This is a genomic window from Roseobacter sinensis (genome assembly GCF_025755255.1).
In the GTDB taxonomy this organism is placed as follows: domain Bacteria; phylum Pseudomonadota; class Alphaproteobacteria; order Rhodobacterales; family Rhodobacteraceae; genus Roseobacter; species Roseobacter sinensis.
Genome location: NZ_JALIEB010000063.1, coordinates 1 through 1,221 on the forward strand (window position 1 = coordinate 1; position 1,221 = coordinate 1,221).

The window sequence follows — 1,221 nt, forward strand, 5'->3', positions numbered from 1 at the left end:
CCTCATTCTGATGATCGAACTGTCCGTGTGACAGAGCCGTCGCCGCTTCTTAGGTCGCTGTGCAAGCCGTGCTCCTTCCTCACGCCACTCGACCATTGTCCTCGGACCAATGGCGAACAAGGTCCCGTCGCGCGACCGTCTTGTGTGTCTGACATCGGCGCCAATGGGACAGTTTAGGACTTTCCGAGCCATTGAGAACGTCCCGAGCCATTTGTGTCGGGATAGATACCCGGCAGGGGCGCGAGGTTGCCCGCTATGTCTGCCGGCCCGTCGAACAGCTGGCGGATCGCACCTCGCGCGACTGTCATCGCATAGAGGTTGCACATCCGCGCCAGCCTAATTTCAAAACCGGAAAAGAGAAGGAGGAACAACTTGAGCGCTTCGAAAGGGACCATGAGCGGCCCCCTGCCTACTTCGGCGCGTCCCGGCAAGAACCCACCGCCGTCCTGGTTCGGGGTGGGTCCGCAGGGATTGACCAAGGTATACCGAGACGATGCAACATATTGCGACTGGCCAATCCTGGTTGGCCGGGGGTCTCTCACCACCCCCGACCTGCCACAACACCCCGCTCGTTGAAAGCAGAGGAGACATCATGACAAATGCAAATCTAGCACAAGCAAGCCAGCATGAGGCAGAAGAACTACTCAACAAGATTGCCGTCGACGTCAGGGACCATGGCGGTGTCAAGGATGGGGTTCTGGTCGAACGGCTGATGCGGTTCCTTGGAGGGGTCGCAGATGACCCCTCTCCGACTCAGCCTTCCAGTGACGGCTACCAGCAGCCGCATGCGCCGCTCAAACAGGCTAGACACACGTCTGCTTCTGACAAGTGTTAGGCTGAGGACGCATTGATTTTCGACCGAAGGCATGATTCACGGCTCAAGACTGAGCGGTGAACATGTCTGATTTTTTCTGGGTGAGCGACGCGCAGATGGCGCGTCTTGAGCGCTTCTTCCCGAAGTCCCACGGGAAACCGCGCGTCGATGACCGGCGGGTGTTGAGCGGGATTATCTCCATCAATCGCAATGGCTTAAGATGGCGCGATGCGCTGTCAGCCGATACCCCTCACAAGACATTGTACACCCGTTGGAAACGGTGAAGCGACAAGGGCATCTTCGCCCGGATGATGGCCGGACTGGCTGCCTGGCACGGCGAAGAGACGACCGTGAGGATTGACGCCACCGACCTGGAGGACCACCGCACAGCGACCGGCATGGCCGCG

General features: G+C 59.3%; 1 protein-coding gene and 1 pseudogene. One reads left to right on the forward strand and one right to left on the reverse strand.

From position 1 onward, the window contains the following. Positions 1-173: 173 nt before the first annotated feature. On the reverse strand, positions 174-395 hold the full coding sequence (locus MUB52_RS23890; protein ID WP_263846663.1) for a hypothetical protein: 222 nt from the start codon (positions 393-395) through the stop codon (positions 174-176). 502 nt (positions 396-897) lie between these two features. Here MUB52_RS23890 and MUB52_RS23895 point away from each other — a divergent pair. Beyond that, a pseudogene (locus MUB52_RS23895) lies at positions 898-1,221 on the forward strand (transposase); the annotation flags it as partial.